Annotated in this window: 3 protein-coding genes; all 3 read right to left on the bottom strand. The window is 67.6% G+C overall.

What is annotated here, in order from left to right; genetic code table 11:
- On the bottom strand, positions 1 to 466 hold a 466-nt coding region (locus ADBZ5U_RS16440; RefSeq protein WP_526811971.1), incomplete at its 3' end, for a hypothetical protein.
- 9 nt (positions 467 to 475) lie between these two features.
- On the bottom strand, positions 476 to 922 hold the full coding sequence (locus ADBZ5U_RS16435; RefSeq protein WP_526811973.1) for a transglycosylase SLT domain-containing protein: 447 nt from the start codon (positions 920 to 922) through the stop codon (positions 476 to 478).
- 39 nt (positions 923 to 961) lie between these two features.
- Positions 962 to 1,207, bottom strand: coding sequence for a hypothetical protein (locus ADBZ5U_RS16430; RefSeq protein ID WP_526811970.1), 246 nt, complete (start codon positions 1,205 to 1,207; stop codon positions 962 to 964).
- Positions 1,208 to 1,316: the final 109 nt, after the last annotated feature.

Raw genomic sequence — 1,316 nt, 5'->3', positions numbered from 1 at the left:
TCTCCGTCGGCGCACCCTGCCCGGTCGCCCGGTCGGCCCGGTCCTTCTCGTAGGCCCGCTGTTGGGCGGCGAACGTGTCGTCCCGGTACTGCTGCTGTTTCTCACCGGCCGATTTCGGTTCCGGCTGCCGTGCTCGAGCGGTTCGCACCTCATCGGCGCTGGCAATCGACTTCTTCGCACCGAACCCCATCAGGCCAAGCGCCCGGCCGACCGCGCTGGTGGAAGCGTTCATCATCTCGGAGTCCCGCACGAACCCGGTCTTCCCGGGGAACGGCTCCCAGGCGTGGGCGGTGCAAGGGACCGGGTCGTCGGCTTGCCGGTGGACGGTGACAGCCACTTCGACGAACAGGGCGCCGCCGGCGTCGACCAGGCGGGGTGTGTGTTCGACGATGCGAAGGTCCGGGTACTTGGCGAACGCTTCGGTCAGCCGGGTGGCTACGTCTACGTAATCTTCTGGCGCAGGCATGGCATGGTCCTAGTAGCAGGCCCAGGGTGTCCACCCTTGGGCGTCGTATAGAGCTCGAGCAACGGTCACGTTCGTGACGGGGTCTTTCAGGTCCTCGACGGTGAGTCCGGCGGCGACCCCACCGGGTGCCCGGTGGATGTCGTTGATCTGGAATAGGCCGGTGTCGCCGGTACGGGACCTGGCGGCCGGGTCCCACCCGGATTCGCACGAAACGATCCGGGCGGCGGTTTCAGGGTCTTCCGGGAATGTTCTTAGGACGAGCTGTTCCAGCCCGTCAGGTCCTCCCAGGCGAAACGGCGTTTCCCGTTGCGTAGCACCATCACCCGCCGGCGGGTCGGTTGGGAGTTCGCCCGCTGCGGTGTACCGGGGCTGGGTTGCTTCTTCGACTTGCCCACTTGGGGCCTCCTCGGTGTCGGCGGCCCAGTACCACAGGCCGACTAGGACGGCGGCCCACACGGTGAGCCCGAGCGTGATCGCGACAGTAGGTCGCACGTTTCACCTCCGGTAGTGGGGGTGGCGGGGCCAGGCGATGAAGTCAACATCACCGACGGTTCCGCACCTGGTGATCTGCAGGACCATCGCCCGAGCGTCAGCCGGGGAGTGGTCGTGGGCGCGCAGGTACCTGTACAGGTTCCGGACGCCGGCCCGCAGGTTCTCGTCGAGGTCGAACGTGACGGTGGGTTCGACGAGGGCGGGTGGTGGGAACGCCCGCTCAAGGGCGGTCCGGTAGTACAGCCTCACCGGTCGTCACCAAGGCCGAGCAGCTCGTCGGTGAGGGCACGCAGCTGACGGTGCCGCATTTCGTGGGCGCCGTACCGTGCGCCGGCGATGAACGCCATCAGGCCGACGG

Source organism: Mycobacterium sp. (assembly GCF_040398885.1).
GTDB lineage: Bacteria > Actinomycetota > Actinomycetes > Mycobacteriales > Mycobacteriaceae > Mycobacterium.
The sequence above is the reverse complement of the archived record's forward strand: the minus strand, read 5'-3'. Positions and strand labels throughout refer to the sequence as shown.